A 22,939-nucleotide genomic window follows, 5' to 3' on the forward strand; every position below is an offset into this window, starting at 1 on the left:
TTTATTTTGGCCCAACCATGTCCGGGTATGCCACGGAGTACTCACTCTCCTGGTCGAGTTCTTCTCGGGCGATGAGAGTGCCGTAACGGCAACGAGAGACGGTGAATCGATTGTACTGGCTATCGACGGACAGGATTACGAGCTGTCGCGCGAGGCGGCGACGGAACTGCAAGACGCCGTCGGCGACGCCCTGACCCAGCACCGAGAGTTTTTCCGCACCGCCGGAACCTTCCGCGAGGACGGAAGCTACGAAGTGTCCCGCCGAGGTGCCGATTCGTCAGGAAACGCCAAGGTGTTCCGGACGTTCGATGCGATGGTCAGGTTGTTCGACCGACTGCCCGACGAGTTTTCCGCGGAGGAGATGGGCCGGACCGGCATCACGGGGTCACGACGACACCTGCTGGTTCGCCACTTCGCGGAGCATCCCGACTTTCCGTGTCGGATTTCCTCGCGAAATCCATTGACAGCGGAAAAGGAGTCCGGAGTCGTAGGGTCTGACAGAACTTCGGAGGTCGGTGCGGACTAGCAGGCGATACGGTTTCGCGAACCGTTGTGTCTCGCGTGAGTCATTGCTGTAGCCGACGTGTTTGTCGGCGCTACGCGCAAGTGATTCGCATACGGCAGCGAATGGGTATGTCTTTCTGACGCTTGTATATGAAAATCGGTGATGAATATCTCGTTTCGTCGTCGATTCAGTTGATAGTCGTATGTTCGCTCTCTTCGTTCAGGGCCAGGTTGGCCGCGATTTCCGCGTTTCGCATGGCGTATTGGGCGGTCTGCTGAAGGCTAACGAGTACGTCCCGAACTTGGAGCAGGTCGTCGTTGGACATTTCGGGTAAATCCGAGAGGATATCCGTTTCCCGGTCGCCGAGTTCGTGGAACTTCCGTCTGACTTCGAGGGTCAGGTCGTAATCGCGCTCGACTGCTGCCTTGACCGCCAATGCGGTCATCTCGTCCACCTTGTCGGTGAATTCCCGAATTCGGCGCATGGTTGCGCTGTCCACTTCGAGCGTGTGACCGTTCGCTTCGAGGACGATGTCGGCGATATCCTCCGCGTTGTCGGCCGTCAATTCGAGGTTCTTCGCGATCGAGCGATATCCGATGAGTGGAAATCCCGTGTCCAGTCCGACCGCGCGGGCGAGCGTCGGGTTTTCGTGTGCCGTGAAGATGAGGCGCAGGAGGAGGACGAAAATCTTGTTCGCCTGTCGCTCGCGGTTCAGTGCTCGTTGTGCGAGGTCGGGATTGCCGTGTGCCAACGCTTTCACCGCTTCGCCGCGCATGGTGCTTCCCGTGTTCTCCAGTCGCTCCAACAGGTTGTCCAAATCGAAATCCTCCGGGTCGACGGAACACCGAATGGCGATGCTGTCTGGCGTTTCCTCGATGACACCCAGGCCCATCAGTTGCGTTTCGGCCTTGTAGACCGCATTGATATGGCTGCTCTCCAAGGTGTCTTCGCTGACGACGTGAATAACACGTCGTCCGAGAACGTACTGGGCAACGATAGCGCGCTCAACCGCTCCCGCATCCAGTTGCTCGGTATGAATCGTCGCCTCCGACTCGTCATCGTGGGCCGACTCGGGGAGAACGGTGAGCGACCCCTTCCCACTGATTCGGAGGGAGACCTCGTCGCCTTTCTCGACCCCGTGATTCTGTGCCCACTCCGCGGGCAGGGTCATCGCCAGCGTTGATGGTCCCAATCGCTGAACCTTCCGTGTTTCCATATCCTTTTATTTCTCTGCGAACCCTTAAATGTCGCCATATGCCAATAGATGTCTTGGTACGGAAAGTTCACCCGCTCGAATAATATCCATCACTCCACTTTCAGCATTCTACGCTCGAATCGTCCGACGCGAACCTTTCGCCAGCCGCGAAGTGAGTTATCGACTTCGTCGTCGCCGGTATCGACGTGGAGGACGCCGATTCCGTCGAGTTTCGTCTTCGAGGCGACGACCTCCACCTCGGACTGTTGGATCACGTCGGGTGAAATCTGGTGGTTCCCACGCCCGAAAATGAACCCTTGTCCGCCGATCGGCGAGACAATGATGACGTTTCGCTCCCCGAGCATGGAGAGGATTTCCGCTTCGCTCGCGTCGCGCGCCAGCATTTCGCCGTCGCGCCACACGTCCACACCGAGCGGCGACCCATCGAACCCGAGTCGGGATTTTATCGCGCCGACGGTGCTTCCGGGGCCGAGGATGTAGGTTACACCCGCTTCCACGTCGTCAGCGACGCCGGCAGCGAGACTTTCGACCGTTCCTCCGCCGAGTTGCTTGCTCGATTGGAGCGACTCGGCCACGGGGACACGAGCGACGGCCCTCAGTTCGGCGCGAACATCACCCTCGCGGTAGGCGTCCTCGTCGATATCGTTCACCTCACGCTCTTCGACCCGGTCGAATCTCGCGGCGACCCGACCCGCCGCTTCCGGCGTCACCGCGAACACTGACGAGTAGATTTTCACCCCGGCGGGCACGCCCAGCATCGGGATTTTCGCGTCCATTTCTTCCAGTGTTTCGGCGACATCGACGGCAGTTCCGTCCCCGCCGACGAACAGAATCAGATCGACGCTCGCCGCCACTAGCTGGCAAACTGCGTTCCGGGTATCTTCCGCGCTCGTTTCGTTTCCATCCGGTTCGCCGACGATGTCCGGGTCGAATCCGGCACTCCGCGCTTCGTCGGCACCCATCTCGCCGCCGTAGGTGAAAATCTCCGCGTCGGGTGCGCGCTCTCCGAGGGCGGATAGGGCCGCGACCGCTCTGTCCGGTGCGCGCGGTTCCGCCCCGCGCTCCCGTGCCTCAGCGACTTTTCCGTCCGTTCCCTTCAGGCCGACTCGCCCACCCATGCCGGCGATTGGGTTGACGACCACGCCGATTCGCATGGTTGTGGATTCGGTGGCACGAATAAAAGTCGTGTGGGCACTGGCGAACGAGTCATCGTCACCCCTCACTTTCTCGTTCAGACTCCCTCGAACCACGGCTACAGTTCTCAAACCTTAAGAGATAGCGCCGATAACCGCCGCACATGATTCCAGTCGCAGACCTCGCGCCACTCGCAACGTTTCCCACGGAAGCCGTCAGCATCGCCGTTCTCATCGCCGGAATCGGGTCAGTCGCGGCGTGGCTGGCGTACTTCTACCGCTGAAAGCGCCGCGTTCGAACTCGTTTACTGAGGCGCATCGACTCGCTCGCGGAACCAATCGGCGGCACGCTGAACGGTGCTTTCATCCGACCCTTCGATTTTTACGCGGACGTGGTCGCCCGGATAGCTCCCGACTTTCACGTCGAACCGCTCTCTGAGTACGTCGAATCTATCGATGAGCGCACTCTCGGGTTCACCCGCCGGAACGACCTCCTGGAAATGTGGCCCACCGTCGAACTCGTCGGCCACGTGCTCGAACATCGCTTTCATCTCATCAGGCACGCCCGGGAGGACGTAGACGCTCTCGATTTCCGCGCCGGGTGCCACGCCGAGTTCGTTCGGGAGCATCCGCGACCCTTTCGGGAGATGCGTCGTCCCCGAGACGAGATCCGCGTTCGAGTAGTCGGAATGTTCCTCTATCCATTCGACCGCCTCTGTGTGTTCTTCGACCGGGACGCCAACTGCGGCGGCCACGGCGTCCATCGTCAAATCGTCGTGTGTCGGGCCGAGTCCTCCCGTGACGATGACGGCGTCGTATTCGGCCAGCGACTCGTTTACGACACGAGCGATGTCGGCGACGCGGTCGGGTACGACGAGCACTCGTTCGACCGAAACCCCGCGTTCAGTCAGTTGCTCGCCCAACCACGCCGCGTTCGTGTTGACCGTGTCGCCGGAGAGAATCTCGTCCCCGACAGTAATCAGCGCGATTTGCATACACAATGGTGGTGTGCGACGAAGAAAAGCCCTATCGTATCGTGACCGTCCCAGATTTTCAGCGCTACCGCATCCCCGGTGGTGGGCCGCCACCGAAGTCGTCGTCCGTGATATCTCGGTTCAGACCCATCTCCTCGCGCTTGCGTTCGAGTTCCCGAATCTGGAGGCGGAAATACGCGAGTCCGATGAGACCGACCACCAGCGCGACGCCGACGACGCCACCGAAGATGAACTTGTCCCTCCCGAGGTAGTAGCGAACGGAGATGCTGTCCTGTGAGACTGGTTCGTCCCACGTGACGTGGACTCGTCCGTCTTGCGTCTCGGTCGTGTACCCACCGGGTCGCACGTCACTCAGCAGGAACATATCGACGCGCATGCCGCGAGGGATGATGACCTCGTAGGTCTGGTCGTTCAGATACGTCGGGACGTAGAACGTCTTCCCCTGTCGTGGGGCGGTGTACGCCAACTGTCCCTTGCCCTGCGGTGGCGTGATGATGGTCTGTTCTTTCGTTTTCTTCACTCGAATCGCTTCGTGTCCGACGACCGTCCCGTTGGGATACTTGAACTGCACCGCCGAAATCTCGATGGGCGCGTGCTCGCCAAAGGATTCCTCCTGATGGATTTCAAGCGTCGTCTTCCCGTCCATCTCGTAGATGGCCTGATACTGATCGCTGGAAACGTTGTAGGTGACGTTCTGTTCCGTGTTCCAGTCGTAGGTCGCCTCCTTTCCGAGTCGTTCATCGCTGATACTTCCGGATCCAAAAATCGACGTACAGCCCGCGCTGACGGCGAGCACAGCGAGCAGACCGAACGCGAGGGCGAGCCGTCGATTCATGGAATTACACAACGAATCTCGGCGGGGATGTAACCGCCGATGCTGGAGAGCAGTCCCGGCGGGTCGGTGTTTTCCGTACAGATGATACTCTGTTCCAGCACACCGAGCCGTTCGACAGTCACGATGTCTTGGGCGTGTCCGGCGCGGTTGACCGTCGCACGGACCTCGCCGCGGGTTGCGCTGTTGACGTTCACACGACCGTTGCCGCGCGTCCAGTCGAACAGGCGGTCACGCTCCTCATCGGCGAGGTGGGACGGTTCGTCGCCACCGTAGACGAACCGCATCGGGAGGTGTTGCACCAGTCCGAATCGTTCGACGATCTGTTCAGGCTTGCCGGGGCCGAGTCCGAGCTCCGACGCCGGAATCCGAACGTCCTGTCCGGCGTCGAGAACGAACCCGTCGTCGTCCCACGATTCGAGCGTTCCGATGTACGTTTCCCCGTCGCGGAGGTTCGGGGTAACTTCTCCCCATTCATCGGCGAGGACGTTTCGGGCGACGACTTCGTCATCGCCCTCCACGGTCACCGAAACGAAATCGTCGTGCCGGACGCCGATGTCGTAGTCCACGTCCAAATCGCTGAGGGCGTTCCCGACGAGCGATTCGAGTCCGTCGAGCGCGCGATTCTTCGCATCACCGCTCACGTACACCTTGGTTGCGAGGACGACCATTATGGACCGAGTACCTCGATGTTGAGTTCGCTTTCGAGTTCCTCGATGCGCTCCTCCATCGATTCGACGAGCATGGAGTTTTCCATGGATTCGAGCGGGGAGCCACATTCGGGACACTCGAAACCGAAGTCCATGGCCTCGCCGAACTCGAATCGCAGAGAGCAGATTTCACACAGATAGAACTCGTGATTTCGCTCGTACTCCTGGCGTTGTTCCAGCGCGTCGAGCAGGCGGTACATCTCCTCTTCAAGGTTCTCCGGAATCTTGTCGTACTCGAACGTCCACAGGTACGTCAGCCATCCCGAATCCTCGTCTCTGAGTCGGCGATAGGTCGCGAGGTCGTTCTCGTAGAGGATGAACAGCGCCCTGCGAACGTCGTTGAGTTCGAGGTCGAGTTCCTCCGCGAGTTCCTCGTCCGTGACCTCACCGTCTGGCGGCGCGGCGGCAACAGGCATGCCCTTCGGCCCAACCAGTTCGTGGAGGTACTTCTGAATCACCGGGTCGCTCAGCAGGTCCTCGAAAGCCATTGATATGTTATATCGGGTCGTTCATCTGTTTAAAACCATCGGGAGCGACCTCAACGCTCGGCAGAAGGTATTTGGCGGAAAGTCGAGAAATACAGGCGATGGCTCCCCGTCTTATCTACTATTCGGACATCGAGAACGCCTACGACTATCCTGACCGGATCGGTCGCCTCGCTGGAACTATCGGTTCGCTTCGAGGAGAGGATGAAATAGTCGTCGGCACGGGCGACAACACCGCGCCCGGTGTGTTGGCGGAGCAGTACGACGGGAGGCAAGCGCTCGATTTCTTTCGAGCGGTGGAACCAGCGGCCGAAACGTTCGGTAACCACAATTTCAATTTCGGTCTCGCCGCCACCCGCGAACTCGTCGCCGATTCGCCACAGCCGTGGATCTGTGCGAACGTGTACGACGATGACAACCGATTTGCGGGCGTTTCGCCGTTCGCGGGTGACCTCTGTATCGCGTCGCTGGACGGCGGCGAACTATACGAAATGGTGGACGGTGTCCTCTCTCCCATCGACGCGACACACGACCGCATCTGGCGGGGGCAGTTCAGCGGAATGCGCGTCGTCTACGACCCGAACCGGCGACAGATACAGTCCGTAACCGTCGAGGGAAAGACGCTCGACTCGAACGCGGAGTACACGGTTGCAACGAATAGATACGTCGCCGTCAGCGGATCGGATCTCACGCCGATAACCACCGACCACATCTCGGAAACGTGGGGGGTTCAGTACGATGCAATCCTCGAGTACGCGAGGGAAACGCCCCTCGACGTGAGTCTCGACGGGCTAATCGAATCGACAACCGACGACTGATTACTCCTCGTCGACCGGTTCCACTCGCTTCCCGGTTTCTTTCGGAATCACCAGTTGGTCTGCATCCTCCCACTCCCTGTCGAGTTCCCGACCCTCGAACAACCTGTCCAGAAAGACGGCCAGTCCGGCGACCTCGGAGTGTGGTTGGTTCGTCACGCCGACGTTCCAATCCGCGGCCTCGTACACGTCGAACGAAACTTTCTCCGCACCGACGACGACGAGCAGTGGTGCGTCCCGCTGTGCGTCGCGAATCTCTCCCTCGACATCCTGAACGCGCTCCCCGTACATCGTCAGGTGAACGACCGACCCCTCCCAATTCCGGATGAGTGCCTTCTGGCTGTCCAAGCATTCGACATCGAACGGGCCGCCGAATCGGTCGGTAATATCCGCGATGGTGTCGCGCGACTGCCCCGCGTTGTCGGGGAGGACGACGCTGTCTGCTCCCAACGCTCGGGCCGTAAGTCCGACGTGGGTCGTCATTCGCTCGTCGCGGCCGGGGCGATGACCAAGACGGACGACGGTTACCTCGGTTTCGTTTTGCATGGCCGGAAAAATGCGCGGGACGAGTTAGGGGGTTTCGAATCTTGGTCGATGTTCGGGGTTCTCACTCGAACACTTGCGCGACGCCCACCTCGCTGGTGACGCCGACGAACTCCGAGAGGACGTAAGTCACGCCGACAAGCAATGCGAGTCCGACCGTGAGCGTCAGGCCGACCGGGAGACCAGTGTAACCGCTGACGAGGAACGCCAGCGTTGCGATTCCGGCCGCCAGCACCGCGTAGGGAATCTGCGTGTTCACGTGATCGACGTGGTCGCTAGCAGCGAACATGCTCGACATGACGGTCGTGTCGCTGATGGGCGAGCAGTGGTCGCCGAACAGCGACCCCGTCAGGATGGCTCCGATTGCCATCGCCATCGGGGTTCCGAGAGTGTACGCCAGCGGGACCGCGACTGGGAACAGGATACCCATCGTACCCCACGAGGTACCGATACAGAAGCTGATGATGGCGGCGCTCAGGAACACGACTGCGGGGAGGAGCTCGGGGGTGATGACGCCCTTCGAGACGCTGACGACGTAGGGGCCGACGCCTAATGCTTGGCTGACCGACCCGATGCTCCACGCCAGCGAAAGGATTGCGACCGGGAACATCACCATCTTGAATCCCTCGAAGATGGAATCGCTGACCCTGTCCAGTTCGATTCGAGCGTGTCCGACGAGGATGGCCAGAACCGTCGCACAGCCCGCCATCGCTGCCCAGAGGATGGCATCGGCCGTGCTGGCTTCTTTCAGCGCCGCACTGAAAGACTTTCCACTCATCCCGCCCCCGGTAAACCACAGGCTGAAGATGGTGACGGCGACGAGCACGAGAATGGGCGAGACGAAGTACCACCAGCGAGGGGTAACGTGGTCGGGCGTCTCGATGTCGCTCGTCTGCGTTTCCATCAGCGGGTTGGCGTCGTCACGAAGCACCTTTCCTTGCTGGCGAGCGCGGCGCTCGGCGGCCTGCATCGGGCCGAAATCCCAGTCGGTGAGGACGATGACGAACACCAGCGCGAGCGCGAACAGGCTATAGAAGCGAAACGGGATGGACTGGATGAACACCACGAAGGCGCTTTTCTGGATGCCAAGATTGTCGAACTGCTGTTGGATGAGTCCCACCTCGTAGCCGAGCCACGTCGAAACCACGGCGATGCTGGCGGTGGGTGCAGTCGTCGAGTCGAGGATATAGGCCAGTTTCTCCCGGCTCACGTCGAATCGGTCGGTGACGGGGCGCATCACTGACCCCGAAATCATCGTGCTCGCGTAGGAGTCGAAGAAGATGAGCATGCCCAGAATCGAGGTGCCGAGTTGGGCCTGCCGACTCGTTTTCACGCGTTTGACGATTGCGTCCGCCACCGAGCGCATCCCGCCGGAGAGGAATATCATCCCCAGCATCGCACCGATGAGGAACGTGAACAGCAACAGCTTGATGTTGAAACCGTCGGTAAGGTTGGTCACGACGAACTGGAGTCCGCGGGCGGCACCCGCAACGGGATTCCAGCCGACGAGGATAGTTGCCCCGATCCAGATTCCGGCGAACAGCGACAGCAACGCCTGCCGTGTCGCCAGCGTCAGTACGATCGCGAGCAGTGCCGGTAACAGACTGATGAGTCCGTAGGTCTCTGATGGCATAGTGATACCCACTCTCTATTACAGAAATAAACATTATTGGCGTAGTTTGAAATAATAGATTAAAATTTGTTTAAAAGATTTTATAATCTGCTTGCATCAGCGGAACGCAGCGCGTCTCCGAAAAACCGGAACAAACTTGCGGGTAACCTGCACAGGATCGTGCATGCAACTCACCGGTAAACGAGTGCTCGTAACCGGCGGTGCCGGACTCGTCGGTTCGCAGATGGTCGAAGACCTCGTTGCGGAGAACGACGTGGTCGTCGCGGATGATCTCTCCAACGGGATTCGTTCGTCCATCCCTGACGATGCGGAGTTCGTGCAGGCGGATTTGACTGACGAAGAGACGGTCGCCGACGTCATCACGGGCGATTTGGATGCCGTTTTCCACTTCGCCGCCGCGGACAAGTACGTCAACACGGACGACCCGCGTCCGCAGTTCGAGGAGAACGGCGAGATGACGTACAACATCCTCGAACGCATGGACGAGGTGGGCGTGACGAACTTCGTCTTTACGTCCTCTTCGACGGTCTACGGCGAGGCTCCGCGACCGACGCCCGAGGATTACGCTCCGCTCGAACCGATTAGCATCTACGGGTCGGCAAAACTCTCCGAGGAGGCGCTCCTCTCGACATTCGCCCACTCCTACGATTTCACCGTGTGGAACTTCCGCTTCGCGAACATCGTCGGCCCGCGGTTCGGCGCTGGCGTGGTTCCCGATTTCGTCGAGAAGTTGGACGAGAACCCGGACGTACTCACAATTCTCGGGAACGGACTACAGGAGAAGTCGTACATGCACGTCACCGAATGTACCGAGGCGATTCGCTACGTCGTGGAGAACGCGGACGACGAAATGAACACCTACAATCTTGGCACGAAGACGACCACATCGGTCAACGCCATTGCTGACATCGTGGCGGACGTGATGGGCCTCGACCCCGACTACGAGTACACCGGCGGTGACCGCGGGTGGACCGGCGACGTGCCGAAGATGCGCCTCTCCATCGAGAAACTGTCCGCACTCGGCTGGCAACCCGCCCAGAGTAGCGACGAAGCAGTCCGACGGGCGGCAGAACAGTTGTACGAAAAACTGGAGTAAGAGCTACACTGAAAAGTCGGTTCGCGCTTCCACGTCTTCGTCCATGATTTCGAGCGTCGCAACGACCGTGTAGTAGCCCGGGGTCGGGTCGGCCCACCCGCCCGAAAACGTCCGCTCCTCTCCCGGGTCGAACGTCTCCGACTGAAGCGCCTGCGTGAACATCCGGCCGTCGCTCGCCCGCCAGATTTCGTTGTCGTCTTCGAGCACGGCGAAATCCGCTTTGAGTCCGCTCCGGAAGGTAACCTCCACTGTGTCGTCCCCGGGATTTCGAACCGTCAGTTCGAATTCGACGTTGCCATCGCCGGGTGTCGCCGTCACATCGCTTTCGAGCGTCATTGGTTCATCGTTTGATGGGCTGATTCGAAAAGGTTGCCCCCGCACTGATCAGATTCGGACAGTAAAATTACGTGCTGTCCGAGGAGTCGAGTCCAAGTGCGGCAGCCACATCGACGAGACCGTCCCCTTGTTCGTCACTCGAAAGTCCGAGGTCTTCGGCGGTATTCCGAAGTCGCTGGCGCGCGTCCGTATTCGAATACCCCAGAGCGGCCACTTGTGCCGCCGCACCCGAGACGTGTGCCGTCGCCATCGATGTGCCAGAAAGCGTCTGATACGTGTTGTCGTAGTACGTCGAGTAGATGTTCGTTCCGGGGCCTGCGAGTTCGATTTCCGGGCCGGTCGAGGAGAAACTCGCGCGATTGTCGTTCTCGTTTGTGGCACCGACCGCTATGACCTCCGGTTCTGCCGCGGGGTAGCCGACACAGTCACCGCACGGTCCGGAACCTCCTCCAGCGCCGACGAGAAGCGACCCTAGTCCGTATGCGTATTCGGCCGTGCTTTCGACCGTCGAAGATTTGCTGCCGCCGATACTCAAGTTGATAACGTCGTGACCCTGATTCGCGGCCCATTCGATACCCGCGGCGATGTCGGAGTACGAACCACTTCCGGAGCTGTTCAGAGCTTTCACTGCGTGCAGGTTTGCACCGGGTGCGATGCTTCCCACGCCGGAGTAGTCGTTCACTGCGGCAGTCGTCCCCGCAACGTGGGTACCGTGGCCGTTTTCGTCCGACCACGAACTCCCGTGATACGTTTTCCCGGTTCCGAGGTTCGCTTGCAGGTCGGGGTGGTCTGCACCGATGCCCGTATCCACGACTGCCACGTCCGCGCCTGCGCCAGTGTAACCGTTCGTTTGTGCTACATCGGCGTCGATTCGGTCAACGCCCCATGGCAAGGTTTCTGCGAGGGCGTGCATTCGACCGTTTTCCTCGACGTAGCGCACGTCAGGTGCGCTTTCGAGCGCGGTAATCGCCTGTTCGGGGACGCGAATCGTCACCGCGTTAATCGAATCGAACTCGCGAACGACCTCGTTCGACGCTTCGAGCGCGAACCGTCGCGCTGACTCGGTCTCGAATCCGACGTTTACCTCGCGGAGTTCCTCGTGTCCGGCCGAAACCCTAGTACCACCCAGCGCGATGACCGATGCTCCCGCCGCCTTCAGTACGTTCCGTCGTGTTTTAGTTTGTTTCATTATTAAATGTGCATATATTATCGCACATCATATTATTTTCTATTTTGTAATAAAAAATTTAATCGGCGGATGGGGGATTTCACTCCGTGAACACGGATTCTCGTGTCGAAATCGGAAAACGGGTTCCATCGAACCGATGGAAAGGCGAAAAGGGAACGACCGATCAGTTGTCGCTGGAGTCGTACCCGAGTGCTGCGGCCACGTCGAGCAGCCCTTGACCCTGTTCGTTCGCTGGCAGACCGAGGTCTTTCGCCGTGCTCAGGATTTGGCTCTCCGCATCGCGGGCCGAGTAGCCCTGTGCCATAAGCTGTCCGACAGCACCAGCGACGTGCGGGGTCGCCATCGACGTGCCGGAGTACGTGTCGTAGCCACCCGGTACCGACGAGTAGATGTCCGTACCGGGTGCGATGATGTCCACTTCCGGCCCCTGGCTGGAGAATGAGGACTGACCGTCGCTATCGTTCGAGGATGCGACTGCGATAGTTTCCGGGTACGCAGCCGGGTAGCCAACACAGTCGGTACACTGGCCATCGTTACCGGCCGCGGCGACGATCGAGACGCCGTTGTCGTGTGCGTACTGGATCGCATCGTGAAGTGCGGCGGAGCCCGAGGAGCCACCGAGGCTCATGCTGGCAACGTCCCAGCCCTGGTCGGCGACGTACTCGACACCGGCGGCGATGTCGGAGAACGAACCGCTACCGGCACAATCCAGCACCTTGACTGCGTGGAGCGTTGCGTTCGGTGAGACACCGACGACACCCTCTGTGTTGTCGTCGCCTGCCGCGATACCGGCACAGTGGGTACCGTGGTTGTTGTCGTCCGACCACGTGTTGTTACAGGCGTTGCTGTTTCCAGAGAACGCACAGTTTCCGAAGTAGCCGCCGTTGCCACAGGAAACGAAGGCTTCCCCGGAACCGAGATGGTCTTGCAGGTCTGGGTGGTCGTCGTCGATGCCCGTGTCGACGATAGCGATGTCCGCACCTGCACCGAGGTCGCTGTTTGCATGGGCAACCTCCGCGTCAACGCGGTCAACGCCCCACGGGAGCGTCTCTGCGAGGGCTTCCATCATGCCGTTTGCCTCGACGTAGCGCACGTTCGGGTTCTTTTCGAGTGCGGTTGCCGTCTGTTTCGGCACTTGGATGGTCATCGCCTTGATCGAGTTGAACTCTCGGACGACTTCATCCGCACTGCTTCGGGCCATTGCCCGACCGCGTTCGCTGCTGAAACCGACGTTGACTTCCACCTTGTCAGTCGGAGCTGCGGACGCGAGACCAGTTGCACCAGCCGTCGCCAGTGAACCGCCTGTGAGTTTGAGTACATTCCGCCGCGAAACGTCATTGGCTTTCCTTGCCATACGACTTGTTACAACATATCATAGATTAAAAATTTTTTATTTTAATTTAATAAAAATCTATAAATATTTTTAATTCTTAATATTATAATAAAATATATGAATAAAAGACGTGCGTAGTCGGTAGTTCAGCCGAGCGACTAGTTATCGCTGGAGTCGTATCCGAGCGCAGCAGCAACGTCAAGCAGACCGGAACCGGACTCGTTGCTTGCCAGACCGATATCCTCCGCCGTGCTGTTGAGCGTGTCGCGTGCCTGCGTGTTCGAAGCGCCGTTTGCCATCAGCTGGCCTGCGGCACCGGCGACGTGTGGTGTTGCCATCGACGTCCCCGAGAACGTATCGTAGCTTCCACCGGGAACGGACGAGTAAATGCTCGAACCTGGTGCGGCGATTTCGACCTCCGGCCCGGTCGAGGAGAACGACGACAGACCGTCGCTGGAGTTCGTCGAACCGACTGCCATGACTTCGGGATAGGCGGCTGGGTAACCGACACAGTCCGAACACGGACCGGAGTTCCCTGCCGCGGCGACGAGGAAGACGCCGTTGTTCACGGCATACTGGCATGCGTCGCGAAGTGCGGCGGAGCCCGACGATGCACCGAGGCTCATACTGCCAACGTCCCAACCCTGGTCTGCGACGTATTCGATACCTGCCGCGATGTCGGAGAACGAGCCGCTTCCGCGTTTGCCAAGAACCTTGACCGCGTGGAGCGTTGCTTCCGTGGAGACACCGATGACACCTTGGCTGTTGTCCACAGCGTCGGCGATACCGGCACAGTGGGTACCATGGTCGTTATCGTCGTCCCAGTCGTTCGGGCAACTGTTTGGACCACCCTTACACTTAGTGAACGCTCGTCCTGCGCCGATATTTGCTTGCAGGTCTGGGTGGTCGGAGTCGATACCTGTGTCGAGAATCGCGATGTCGGCACCTGCGCCCGTTTCACCGTTTGCGTGTGCAACGTCTGCATCGACGCGCTCGATGCCCCACGGTTCGGTTTCCGCGAGGGCGTGCATCTGACCGTTTTCTTCGACATATCGGACGTTCGGATTGTTCTGAAGGCCTTTGATAGCCTGCTTTGCAACACGAATCGTCACAACATCGATGGAGTTGAAATCACGAACTACGTCGCTCGCGGCACTGAGTGCCGCCGAGCGACCGCGTCCGCTCTTGAAACCGATGTTGACTTCTACTGTGTCGTTCGGTTTCGCCGCCGCGAGACCGGTCGTGCTCGCCATCGCCAGTGAACCGCCTGTAAGTTTGAGTACATTCCGCCGCGAAACGTCATTGACTTTCCTTGCCATACGACTTGTTACAACATACCATTGATTTAAAAAAGTTTCCTTTTGCTTTATTAAATTAAATAAAAAGATGATTCTACTAAACCCTTTTCCGGACGAAGTTGGGTTTTAGCCGTCCAAAGCTCCTGTCTGACCGTTCTCCTCGATGTATCGAATTTTTGGGTGGTCGTTCAGTTCAGTCCACTTTTCCTGTGGAATGTGGACGGTCACGACATCAAGCGATTCAAACTCACGTACCACCGAGAGGGAGGCCTCTATCGTCACTTCTTTCCCCTCTTTACCGTCGAATCCGACGTTAACCTCCACCGGATCCTGACCGGAATCCCCTGTGCCACTCTCCGTCACGGTATGTCAATACAACTCACGGGTTATTAAAACGTTCTGTCTCCGTTCAAATATTTTAATACTAACCGATTTTAACCATGATAACTAACAACTCAAATGAAATATACTTCATGGGCGCCAGCGAACGACACGACTTTTACTCGGTCGGAACGAATCTCTTCTCGTGCAAATCGTCGGGTACGATACCGGTGCATCGGGAGATGGCGCGCCTACCCTGTTGGTGAGCGACGGCGATTCTCTAGTGCGTGAAGAATTGGTTCAGGGTTCTACACTCGAATACACGCTCGGCCAGCGACACTGCGCCGGGGCGTTCGACGGTTCGGTACACGTTCCCTGCACTCGTCCCGGCGCGCCGTACTGCGATGCCCACACCTCGACGTGGATTTGCGCTCGCTGTACCGGCACGTGTCTCAAAGACGAGATGGACTGTCACGAAGAACACGCCATCTATCTCGCGGCGTTCGCTCCCGCCACGTTCAAAGTCGGCGTCACTCGCGACTGGCGACTCGACACCCGTCTTCGGGAGCAGGGTGCAGACCGCGCCGCACACCTCCAAACCGTGAAGGACGGGCGAATCGCCCGCCAACTCGAGGCCGAAATCGCGACGGATTTCACCGACCGTGTACGGGTTCCGACTAAAATTCGAGATCTCAACCGAGCCGTCGATGAGACGGCGTGGCAAAACGCATTGGCGTCGTTCGACCCGGTCGAGACGTTTTCCTTCGATTACGGCTTCGAACTGGACTCCGCTCCAGTCCACGAAACGCTCGCTAGCGGAACCGTCGTGGGTACGCAAGGCCGTATTCTCGTCCTCGAACGCGGCGGAACGGCCTACGCCACCGACATGCGCGACCTCGTCGGCTACGAACTTGAACCGGGTATCCCCGACCGAAGCCTGCAAGCCAGCCTCGGCACCTTTTAGACCGCAGGCTCCCCACTTCCAGTGTGGCCGACGTGACCATCTCGTTCGAGGGCGGAACGCTCCGGGTCGAAACCGAACGCGATCTGCCGTTTACCGAATCCGACCCTCGCTCGAAAACCCGGCGTGCTCCCGCGTTTCGCTACGCCCCTCTTCTCGATTATCTCGATTCACAGGACATCACGACCAATGATTCCGTCCTCGACCTGCCGGAGCTTCCACCGCTCTATTCGGCGTACGAACTCCGGGAGTATCAGGCAGCCGCCCTCGATTCGTGGGAGGACACAAATCGTCGAGGCGTGCTAGAACTTCCGACGGGAAGCGGAAAGACGGTTATCGGCGTCAAAGCCATCGAGCGATGTCAAACACCGACGCTCGTCGTCGTTCCGACCATCGACTTGCTCGAACAGTGGCGCGGTATCCTCGAAACCGAGTTCGACGTGCCCATCGGCCAACTCGGCGGCGGGGAACAGCGACTGGAAGCCCTCACGGGTTCGACCTACGACTCGGCATATCTTCGAGCGGACGACATCGGTGACCGATTCGGCCTCGTGATTTTCGACGAGGTGCACCACCTCGGAGGTGAGGGCTACCGCGAAATCGCTCGTCTTCTCGCCGCCCCTGCACGAATGGGTTTGACGGCGACGTTCGAGCGATCCGACGGCGCACACGAAGTCGTCTCCGACCTCGTCGGACAGAAAGTGTTCGACATCGCTGTAGACGAACTCGCAGGCGAATACCTCGCTCCGTACGACGTAAAGCGCCTGACGGTCGAACTCACGACCGACGAGCGGGAGCGATACGAGCGAGAACAGGGCGTTTTCACCGACTATCTTGCTCAGTCAAATATCCAGATGCGGAGCGGAAGCGATTACCAGGAACTCGTCAAACGATCCGGAAACGACCCGAAAGCACGCAAAGCCCTCCTTTCGAAGCAGCGTGCGCGGGATATCATGATGAACAGCGAGGGGAAGGTGACTGCACTCGCGGAAATTTTAGCGCAACATTGCGACGACCGCATTATCGTTTTCACCGCGCACAACGACCTCGTGTATCGACTTTCGGAACGGTTTCTTATCCCGGCCATTACACATCAAACACCGACCGCGGAACGAAAGACCGTCCTCGACCGATTCCGCTCCGGCGAGTATTCTCGTGTCATCACGTCGAACGTACTGGACGAGGGTGTAGACGTTCCCGACGCGAACGTCGCAGTCGTTCTGTCGGGGAGTGGAAGCGAGCGTGAATTCACACAGCGACTCGGACGAATCCTCCGGTCGAAAGCGGACGGCGGCCGCGCGATTCTCTACGAAGTCGTGACGGAGGAAACCGCCGAAGTTCGGGTTGCGAATCGCCGGCGGTAGCGACGCTGTGTTCTTCGTTCGTGGGGTAGAGTTCAGATTGTAAACACTGTATCTATACTATCGACTGTATATATTGTTATAACACTACTTTGGGAGTACTCAATATCCGACTCCTCGTCCGAAACAAATGGGGGCGACCCCTCTCCCCTCTGACATGGCTTTCGGGGAACCCCCCTCCCAAGCTATTTTACGCGGGAGACGACTCGGTCAACAGCGTCACTACAAACTTGCTGACCGACAGTGTGGGTATTCTGGTCGGAGAAGAGTAAATTCGCACGCGCCGTATAGTTTGTCGTTACTGTAGGTCGAGGCTGATGCTCGTCCGCGATGCTTCCTCGTACTTCGCGTACTTGACTTCGAACGGAATTTTCACTTCTTTCGTTTTGCCGGCGGGAACGGTCACCTTCGGGGATTTTTCGTGCACTGTATCGTCGATCTCTGCGGACACTTTGAGCGTCGCGGATTCCTTGCTGTCCCCGGTGTTTTTGATACTGACGGAGACGACGAGGTTCCCCTCGTCGCCTTCAGTGACGCCGTTTATCCCAACAGTTTCCAAACTTCCTGACACTTTCCTGTCGCCATCGTTGGGTGTCTGATTGCCGCCACCGAGAATCGCGGCACAACCGCCGGTCGAGGCAATCGCGGCGACCAGACCAAACTGCTGGAGGGCTTCTCGTCTGCGCATACTCCACACCCATTGGGTCATTCGGAATGAATCTTCTCATTCCGACGCCTTTTGTACGCCGCTCGTGTATGTCGGACTGTGCTTACGAAAGACCTGCTCCGGGTGTCTCGCGCCGGGGGAGGCTATCATCCGCAGTTCGCCGACCGAACACACCGGCCACTCTCCGCTCGCGTCCTCGGAACGTACCAGGGTCACGTCGACAAACCGCGTTCGGAACTTCAGTCCGCCCTCGCCGATCTCGAAACAGACGCACCGGATTTCAAACTCGTCCGCGGGTTCGCCAAACTCCTCGAACGCGAAGCGACCTTCGAGCCACGGGCACCCGTTCTCCCCGAACGGGCGCGCAAGGTAGCCTTCGAAGAAGCCGAGGCGGTCGGCGTCGCATGCGACGCCGACCGCGAAACCGCACTGGTGCGCGCTGGTGAGCGACTCGACGCGACACCTGCGGACATCGAACGATCGCTGTACGCCGACTTGGAGGAGCGCCAGCTTCTCGTCAGCTTCGACTCGCGCTGGACTCCCGACGAACTAATCGCCCAATATAACCTCTCGCTCGCACAAACCGCGCTGTTCGACGCGACGGAACTCCGAGTTCGGAGTTCCGACCCGAAGGCGCTCGTCTCGGCTGTCAAGCGATTGCGATTGATGTACGAAATCCGTAAAACCGACGACGGGAGAGAAGTCGTCGTCACCGGCCCGGACGCACTGATTCGTGCCACGCGGCGATACGGAACGCGATTCGCCCGCCTCCTCAGAACCGTCGTGAAAGCAGACGAGTGGCACCTCACCGCGACCATCGACGACTACGGAACCGAGCGCGACCTCGACCTCTCGGATTCCGACCCCCTGCGTCCGCCGGGAACCGACCCCGTGAGCGAGGTTTCGTTCGACAGCGAGGTTGAACGCGAGTTTGCTACCCGGTTCGATGCGCTCGGGTTGGACTGGAACCTCGTTCGCGAACCGGAACCGCTAGAAGCGGGTGCGAGCGTGATGATTCCGGACTTCGCGTTCGAGTATCGACACGCGGATTTCCGCACCTTCTTCGAAATCATGGGCTTTTGGACGCCGGAATACGTCGAGAAGAAACTGTCACAGCTCGATATCGTGGACGACGAACTGCTCGTCGCAGTGGACGAATCGCTCGGCGTCGGCGAAGAAATCGCGACCCGCGACCACCGTGCGATTCCATACTCAGGCCGGATTCGTGTCAAGGACGTTCGAGACGCACTCCGCCGCTACGAGACTGAACTCGTCGCCGAGAGCGCGGCGTCACTTCCGGACGAAATCGTTCCGGAGGCGACCGTCATCTCGTTGGCAGACCTCGCGGCCAGCCACGGCGTCAGCGAGGACGCGATAGCGGACGCGACGTTTCCGGAACACGAGCGAGTCGGGCGGACGTTGATTCGCCCCACCATTCTCGATGAACTGGCCGAGGAAGTGAGCGACGGGATGACGTTCTCCGAAGTAGAGACCGTGCTCGCCGACTTCGGAATCGAGGATGCCAGCACGGTGCTCTCGAAACTCGGCTACTCCGTCGAATGGGACGGACTGAGCGGTGGCGTCATCAAAAAGCAGTAGGCGGTGCTGGTCGCCGTCAGAGGTTGCGCTGTCGTCCCTTCGGAACGAGGGATTGGAGTTCGCCATGGAGGAACAATCCGACACCGAGCGGTTCCCGGTCGCCAGCGATATCGTGGCTCACGACGAGATAGCCCCAGTCGCCAGCCCACTCGAGTTCCTGATCTTCACCACGGACGAACCTACGGGCTTGCTCATCGTCGAGTCCGATGACGTTTTTCGTCGCCAGGCCACCGAATCGCTGTACTGCGTTCGTCGTCGGTTTCCAATGTCGCTGTCGCGTGCGGAGGAACGTCATGCCTAGCGCTTCGATATGGACTGGTGAGTCCAAATCGCCGCGAAGAATCCAGATTTTCCCTTTCCCTTTCTCCCAGAACGAGTAACCCTCGAAGGTCTCGGGTTCGATTCCGAATCGCTCCTCCCACCAGTCCAGTATCTCCTGTCTGCTCGCTCGCCCGGAAACCTCACGCTCCGCAGTGGTCGCGGGAAGGCGGTCGAACCGTTGGCCATCGTTCGATACGTCGGCACTCGATTTGTCGCTCATGCACCCACCTCCAGTTTCGCACAGAAGAACCCGCCAGTGTCGTTGTGGTGCGGGTAGAACCGCTTTGCCTTTCGAATGCTGTCGTCGTATTGGTCACCCTGCCATTCCGTGAGACCGGGTTCGGACTGGAGACCGATGTCGTACTCGACTAGTTGACAGTCTTCGCGCGCGAGAGCGTAATCGAGGACGGCTTCGTTCTCCTCGGGAGCAAAGGTGCAGGTGGAGTAGACGATGGTTCCGCCCTCTCGCGTGGCCTGAATCGCCCGACGAAGGATTCCTTTCTGCACGCCTGCGACGCCCTCGATGTGGTCGAGACTCCAATCGTCCAGCGCGGTTGGATTCTTTCGAATCGTCCCCTCACAGGAGCAGGGCACATCCACTAGCGCGGCGTCGAACGCCGAGAAGTCGAAGGGTTTGAGCGAGAAGTTGCGGGCGTCCTGATTCGTCACGGCGGCGCACGTGACGCCGAGGCGTTCGGTGTTGAACCGAAGTGCAGAGAGCCGACCGAGGTTGCTGTCGTTGGCGACGATGAGTCCGTCGTCGTCCATCAGCGCGGCGAGTTGCGTCGTCTTGCTTCCGGGTGCAGCACAGGAATCGAGGACGCGTTCTTCCGGTTCCGGGTCGAGGACGAACGCCGAAATGGAGGAAACCTCCTCCTGTCCGTGCGTCCAGCCGTGAAACGAGGGCCACGTGTTACCCGGTTTGCCCTCGATTTTTAGCACCTTCTCGTTCCACTCACGCGGTTCCCACTCGACACCCTCGGCGTCGAACGCATCGGTTACTCGCTCGCGGGTCGCTTTGATACCGTTCACCCGAACGACCGACGGGAGCGGCCGCTCACAGGCGGCACGAAACGCTTCGAAGTCGTCGAGGATGGGTTCGTATCGCTCCAGTGCGTCCATTACTCGTCAGTGAGAGCGAGGCGGTTTGTGGGTTTCGGAGCGACGCGACGCGTTCGAAATCTGAACGCTCCCTCCTTTTTAAGTTGAAGCCAACCAACGATGATGTATGAGCAACATTACCGTGGTTGCAGAGGACATCGAACTCGATGCGCCGACGTTGGTCGAAGGGCTTCCGGGACTCGGACTGGTCGGAAAAATAGCCACGGACCATCTCGTTGAGAAGTTCGACATGACCTACTACGCCGGTATCGACTGTGGAGGAATTCCGGAAATCGCCGTGTACGAAGGCAACGACCGCAAACTCCTGCCGCCGGTTCGACTGTACGCCGACGAGGCGCGGAATCTGGTCGCGCTCAAAAGCGACGTGCCGGTCTCCGCGGAGGGTTCTCCGCAGTTCGCCCATTGCGTCACCTCGTGGGTCGAATCGCACGACGTGACACCGCTCTACTTGAGCGGCCTCCCCCATCAGAAACAGGCCGGTGAAATTCCCAAACTGTACGGTGTCGCTACCGGCGAGGCGACCCATCTGTTGGACGACCACGACATCGATTACCCAACCGAGACCGGTGCAGTCAGCGGGCCGACGGGAGCGCTCCTTCATCACGCCGGAAGGGTAGACCTCGACAGCATCGGTCTCATCGTTCAATCCGACCCGCAGTTCCCCGACCCCGAGGCGGCGAGAATCCTCATCAAGGACGGTATCGCCCCGATAGCCGATATCGAAGTTCCCACCGACGACCTCGTGGAGCATGCGGAGGACATCCGGCAACAGAAAGAACAGTTCGCCCAGCGGATGCAGGACGCAGAACAGGAAGAGAGTTCACAGGCGAAGCCGCTTCGGATGTTCCAATAGCACCTTTTGCTGCGTTCGCGCGGTACCACCGCGCTCACTGGCAAAATCTGCACCAAAAGCCCATCGTCATCCCCTCAGTCGTGCTTCCAGCAGACGCGAAGCGTCTGATTCCGGCATTCCTTCGAGGATTCCTCGGCCCGGAAAATCGAAGATTTTCCGGTAAACTACTGGTCGCTACCGGTTGTGTCGATGGCGACGTCTGGCGGCTGTCTCACCTGTACCAGACACAGGTTTACTCCTCTACGCCGATTTCGAAGCGCCACCGTAACCATCGCTTTGGCTCGTCTTCGCTAATCAAGTAATCCACGACAACGGAGTAGACATCCGGCACGAGGCCGTGGGTTGGCTCCGAATTGTCCGGTTTTACGTACCGCTCCATTGGGAGAGCGAGAACTGCGTACTCACTGCTGACCGACCCGTCCGGAGGTATCGACTTTTGCATCCCACACTTTCCCAATTGCTGACTCGGGCACTCGTACGCTGGCCGCTTTCGACGGGGAAAACAAGAGCTCAGTTTCGATTACCCCGTCGCTACGAGTTCAGATTCCGGAGTAGTCTTTCGGAATCTTGGTACCAGCCGTGATGTTCTCACCGTCGGCACCGGGGATCGAGAGATGCGTTCCGTTCTGTTCGATGGTGAAGTGGAGGTGCGGACCGGTCGAGTTGCCGGTATTACCCATGCCACCGATTTTCTGCCCGCGCGAGACGCTCTCGCCCTGCACCACGTCGAAGCTGTTCAAGTGGCAGTACATCGTCTGGTAGCCGTTTCCGTGGCCGAGTTTGAGATAGTTTCCACAGCCGCCGGATTCGTAGCTTCGGATGTCCACGACGCCGTCGTGCGCCGCGTAAATCGGCTCGCCAATGTTGCCGTTGGCTCCGATGTCCACCGCGTAGTGACCGGCGCGGGCACCGTAAGGCGACGTGATGTAGCCGGTAATCGGCCAGTCGAAGTCCGAACCGCCACCGCCGCCGCCACTCGTGGACTGAAGGTATCGCTCGACGGACCAACCCCACACGTTCCGGTCGAGCCAGTGGACGCCCCACCACGTGTAGCCGTCTTCCGTCGTCGGGCCGTTCATGATTTCGCCGACTTCGCCGTTGTTCAGCGTGGCGACGATGGGTGATTCGGTGCCGGGCCGTTCTCGGGTGTTCAGCGCGCTTGCCGTAACTTCGACGCGCTCGCCGTCCGTAAACGCACTTGCCGATCCGCTCATCGCCGCAGGAACCGTAATCGCCGCCGCAGCAGTCCCGATTGATTTTATCAGTGATCGCCGATTGAATTTTCTTGACATCGCATGTGTAAAACGCTTCTGGCCAGTATTAAATTTTACTATGGCAAGTATATAATTTAATCTAGAATAGACATTTGTCACCGTTTTGAACTACCACACCGACCGAGCAAGCAGGACGTTTTTGGGTTCCAACCCCTTTCGGTCAACCATGAGCGATACCGAAGGCGTAGATCTCGAACAGTTCTTTCGCGACGTGGACAAAGTGTATTCGGAGTACGAAAACGGCTACATGGACGCCGACGCGGCACTATCAGTGCTCGACGACCATCTCGAATCGCTTCGAGCACAGATCGAGTAGCCGAGGAGAAGAATTATCGCCCCCC

The 22,939-nt window shown here is 59.1% G+C and carries 27 protein-coding genes; 8 read left to right on the plus strand and 19 right to left on the minus strand.

The features are described 5' to 3' along the window. Position 1: 1 nt before the first annotated feature. Positions 2–202 (minus strand): hypothetical protein, encoded by a 201-nt coding sequence (locus ACN2TU_RS05905; RefSeq protein ID WP_435153781.1) that lies wholly within the window; start codon positions 200–202, stop codon positions 2–4. On the opposite strand from ACN2TU_RS05905, the gene ACN2TU_RS05910 reads away from it, so the two are divergent. Next, positions 116–526 carry a DUF7528 family protein gene (locus ACN2TU_RS05910; protein ID WP_435156130.1) on the plus strand — a complete coding sequence of 137 codons (411 nt, stop codon included), beginning with the start codon at positions 116–118 and terminating at the stop codon, positions 524–526. The genes ACN2TU_RS05905 and ACN2TU_RS05910 overlap by 87 nt on opposite strands. A gap of 166 nt (positions 527–692) precedes the next feature. Here ACN2TU_RS05910 and ACN2TU_RS05915 read toward each other — a convergent pair whose 3' ends face one another. The 6 genes from ACN2TU_RS05915 to tfe form a co-directional block, all read right to left on the minus strand. Next, positions 693–1,721, minus strand: coding sequence for a PhoU domain-containing protein (locus ACN2TU_RS05915; protein ID WP_435153782.1), 1,029 nt, complete (start codon positions 1,719–1,721; stop codon positions 693–695). Positions 1,722–1,810: 89 nt separating this feature from the next. Then, positions 1,811–2,875 (minus strand): ATP-NAD kinase family protein, encoded by a 1,065-nt coding sequence (locus ACN2TU_RS05920; protein WP_435153784.1) that lies wholly within the window; start codon positions 2,873–2,875, stop codon positions 1,811–1,813. 284 nt (positions 2,876–3,159) lie between these two features. Continuing rightward, on the minus strand, positions 3,160–3,849 hold the full coding sequence (locus ACN2TU_RS05925) for a competence/damage-inducible protein A (protein WP_435153786.1): 690 nt from the start codon (positions 3,847–3,849) through the stop codon (positions 3,160–3,162). A 64-nt stretch (positions 3,850–3,913) separates the two neighbouring features. Next, on the minus strand, positions 3,914–4,684 hold the full coding sequence (locus tag ACN2TU_RS05930; RefSeq protein WP_435153788.1) for a DUF5803 family protein: 771 nt from the start codon (positions 4,682–4,684) through the stop codon (positions 3,914–3,916). Beyond that, entirely contained in the window at positions 4,681–5,352 is a 672-nt protein-coding gene (locus ACN2TU_RS05935) for a DUF2110 family protein (RefSeq protein ID WP_435153789.1), read from the minus strand. The genes ACN2TU_RS05930 and ACN2TU_RS05935 overlap by 4 nt, the downstream gene beginning before the upstream one ends. Further along, complete coding sequence (tfe, locus tag ACN2TU_RS05940) at positions 5,352–5,879, minus strand: transcription factor E (RefSeq protein ID WP_435153790.1); 528 nt, start codon at positions 5,877–5,879, stop codon at positions 5,352–5,354. The genes ACN2TU_RS05935 and tfe overlap by 1 nt, the downstream gene beginning before the upstream one ends. A gap of 98 nt (positions 5,880–5,977) precedes the next feature. Between tfe and ACN2TU_RS05945 the strand changes: the two genes are divergently transcribed. Then, entirely contained in the window at positions 5,978–6,694 is a 717-nt protein-coding gene (locus tag ACN2TU_RS05945) for a 5'-nucleotidase C-terminal domain-containing protein (protein WP_435153792.1), read from the plus strand. Here the strand turns inward: ACN2TU_RS05945 and ACN2TU_RS05950 are convergent, their stop codons facing one another. Together ACN2TU_RS05950 and ACN2TU_RS05955 are read right to left on the minus strand one after the other, a co-directional pair. Beyond that, positions 6,695–7,237 carry a tRNA (cytidine(56)-2'-O)-methyltransferase gene (locus ACN2TU_RS05950; RefSeq protein WP_435153794.1) on the minus strand — a complete coding sequence of 181 codons (543 nt, stop codon included), beginning with the start codon at positions 7,235–7,237 and terminating at the stop codon, positions 6,695–6,697. It abuts the gene before it with no gap. 61 nt (positions 7,238–7,298) lie between these two features. Further along, complete coding sequence (locus tag ACN2TU_RS05955; protein WP_435153795.1) at positions 7,299–8,867, minus strand: Na+/H+ antiporter NhaC family protein; 1,569 nt, start codon at positions 8,865–8,867, stop codon at positions 7,299–7,301. Positions 8,868–9,030: 163 nt separating this feature from the next. On the opposite strand from ACN2TU_RS05955, the gene ACN2TU_RS05960 reads away from it, so the two are divergent. Next, positions 9,031–9,963, plus strand: coding sequence for an NAD-dependent epimerase/dehydratase family protein (locus ACN2TU_RS05960; RefSeq protein WP_435153797.1), 933 nt, complete (start codon positions 9,031–9,033; stop codon positions 9,961–9,963). A 3-nt stretch (positions 9,964–9,966) separates the two neighbouring features. On the opposite strand, the gene ACN2TU_RS05965 is transcribed toward ACN2TU_RS05960, so the two are convergent. The 5 genes from ACN2TU_RS05965 to ACN2TU_RS05985 all read right to left on the minus strand — a co-directional run bounded on the left by ACN2TU_RS05965 (position 9,967) and on the right by ACN2TU_RS05985 (position 14,482). Next, positions 9,967–10,299 (minus strand): BsuPI-related putative proteinase inhibitor, encoded by a 333-nt coding sequence (locus tag ACN2TU_RS05965; RefSeq protein WP_435153799.1) that lies wholly within the window; start codon positions 10,297–10,299, stop codon positions 9,967–9,969. Positions 10,300–10,366: 67 nt separating this feature from the next. Further along, on the minus strand, positions 10,367–11,488 hold the full coding sequence (locus ACN2TU_RS05970) for a S8 family peptidase (RefSeq protein ID WP_435153801.1): 1,122 nt from the start codon (positions 11,486–11,488) through the stop codon (positions 10,367–10,369). 163 nt (positions 11,489–11,651) lie between these two features. Next, complete coding sequence (locus ACN2TU_RS05975) at positions 11,652–12,842, minus strand: S8 family peptidase (protein WP_435153803.1); 1,191 nt, start codon at positions 12,840–12,842, stop codon at positions 11,652–11,654. Between the two features lie 137 nt (positions 12,843–12,979). Further along, the gene (locus tag ACN2TU_RS05980; protein WP_435153804.1) at positions 12,980–14,140 is read right to left on the minus strand and encodes a S8 family peptidase; all 1,161 of its coding nucleotides are present in this window, start codon (positions 14,138–14,140) and stop codon (positions 12,980–12,982) included. Between the two features lie 105 nt (positions 14,141–14,245). Further along, a complete protein-coding gene (locus ACN2TU_RS05985) occupies positions 14,246–14,482 on the minus strand; it encodes a hypothetical protein (protein WP_435153806.1) in 237 nt (78 codons plus the stop codon). A gap of 163 nt (positions 14,483–14,645) precedes the next feature. On the opposite strand from ACN2TU_RS05985, the gene ACN2TU_RS05990 reads away from it, so the two are divergent. Together ACN2TU_RS05990 and ACN2TU_RS05995 are read left to right on the plus strand one after the other, a co-directional pair. Further along, the gene (locus ACN2TU_RS05990) at positions 14,646–15,404 is read left to right on the plus strand and encodes a DUF2797 domain-containing protein (protein ID WP_435153808.1); all 759 of its coding nucleotides are present in this window, start codon (positions 14,646–14,648) and stop codon (positions 15,402–15,404) included. A 23-nt stretch (positions 15,405–15,427) separates the two neighbouring features. After that, positions 15,428–16,765 carry a DEAD/DEAH box helicase family protein gene (locus ACN2TU_RS05995; RefSeq protein WP_435153810.1) on the plus strand — a complete coding sequence of 446 codons (1,338 nt, stop codon included), beginning with the start codon at positions 15,428–15,430 and terminating at the stop codon, positions 16,763–16,765. 295 nt (positions 16,766–17,060) lie between these two features. Here ACN2TU_RS05995 and ACN2TU_RS06000 read toward each other — a convergent pair whose 3' ends face one another. Next, a complete protein-coding gene (locus ACN2TU_RS06000) occupies positions 17,061–17,450 on the minus strand; it encodes a hypothetical protein (RefSeq protein ID WP_435153812.1) in 390 nt (129 codons plus the stop codon). A 78-nt stretch (positions 17,451–17,528) separates the two neighbouring features. Between ACN2TU_RS06000 and ACN2TU_RS06005 the strand changes: the two genes are divergently transcribed. Next, the gene (locus tag ACN2TU_RS06005; RefSeq protein ID WP_435153813.1) at positions 17,529–19,028 is read left to right on the plus strand and encodes a DUF790 family protein; all 1,500 of its coding nucleotides are present in this window, start codon (positions 17,529–17,531) and stop codon (positions 19,026–19,028) included. A gap of 16 nt (positions 19,029–19,044) precedes the next feature. Here the strand turns inward: ACN2TU_RS06005 and ACN2TU_RS06010 are convergent, their stop codons facing one another. Together ACN2TU_RS06010 and ACN2TU_RS06015 are read right to left on the minus strand one after the other, a co-directional pair. Then, positions 19,045–19,569 (minus strand): DUF7122 family protein, encoded by a 525-nt coding sequence (locus ACN2TU_RS06010; protein WP_435153815.1) that lies wholly within the window; start codon positions 19,567–19,569, stop codon positions 19,045–19,047. After that, entirely contained in the window at positions 19,566–20,471 is a 906-nt protein-coding gene (locus ACN2TU_RS06015; protein WP_435153817.1) for an RsmB/NOP family class I SAM-dependent RNA methyltransferase, read from the minus strand. The genes ACN2TU_RS06010 and ACN2TU_RS06015 overlap by 4 nt, the downstream gene beginning before the upstream one ends. 106 nt (positions 20,472–20,577) lie before the next feature. Between ACN2TU_RS06015 and ACN2TU_RS06020 the strand changes: the two genes are divergently transcribed. Continuing rightward, entirely contained in the window at positions 20,578–21,324 is a 747-nt protein-coding gene (locus ACN2TU_RS06020; RefSeq protein ID WP_435153819.1) for a proteasome assembly chaperone family protein, read from the plus strand. Positions 21,325–21,556: 232 nt separating this feature from the next. Here ACN2TU_RS06020 and ACN2TU_RS06025 read toward each other — a convergent pair whose 3' ends face one another. Then, positions 21,557–21,766, minus strand: coding sequence for a hypothetical protein (locus ACN2TU_RS06025; RefSeq protein ID WP_435153821.1), 210 nt, complete (start codon positions 21,764–21,766; stop codon positions 21,557–21,559). 97 nt (positions 21,767–21,863) lie between these two features. Continuing rightward, positions 21,864–22,616, minus strand: coding sequence for a peptidoglycan DD-metalloendopeptidase family protein (locus ACN2TU_RS06030; RefSeq protein ID WP_435153823.1), 753 nt, complete (start codon positions 22,614–22,616; stop codon positions 21,864–21,866). A gap of 148 nt (positions 22,617–22,764) precedes the next feature. Between ACN2TU_RS06030 and ACN2TU_RS06035 the strand changes: the two genes are divergently transcribed. Continuing rightward, positions 22,765–22,914 (plus strand): hypothetical protein, encoded by a 150-nt coding sequence (locus ACN2TU_RS06035; protein WP_435153825.1) that lies wholly within the window; start codon positions 22,765–22,767, stop codon positions 22,912–22,914. Positions 22,915–22,939: the final 25 nt, after the last annotated feature.

Source organism: Haladaptatus marinus (genome assembly GCF_051194195.1).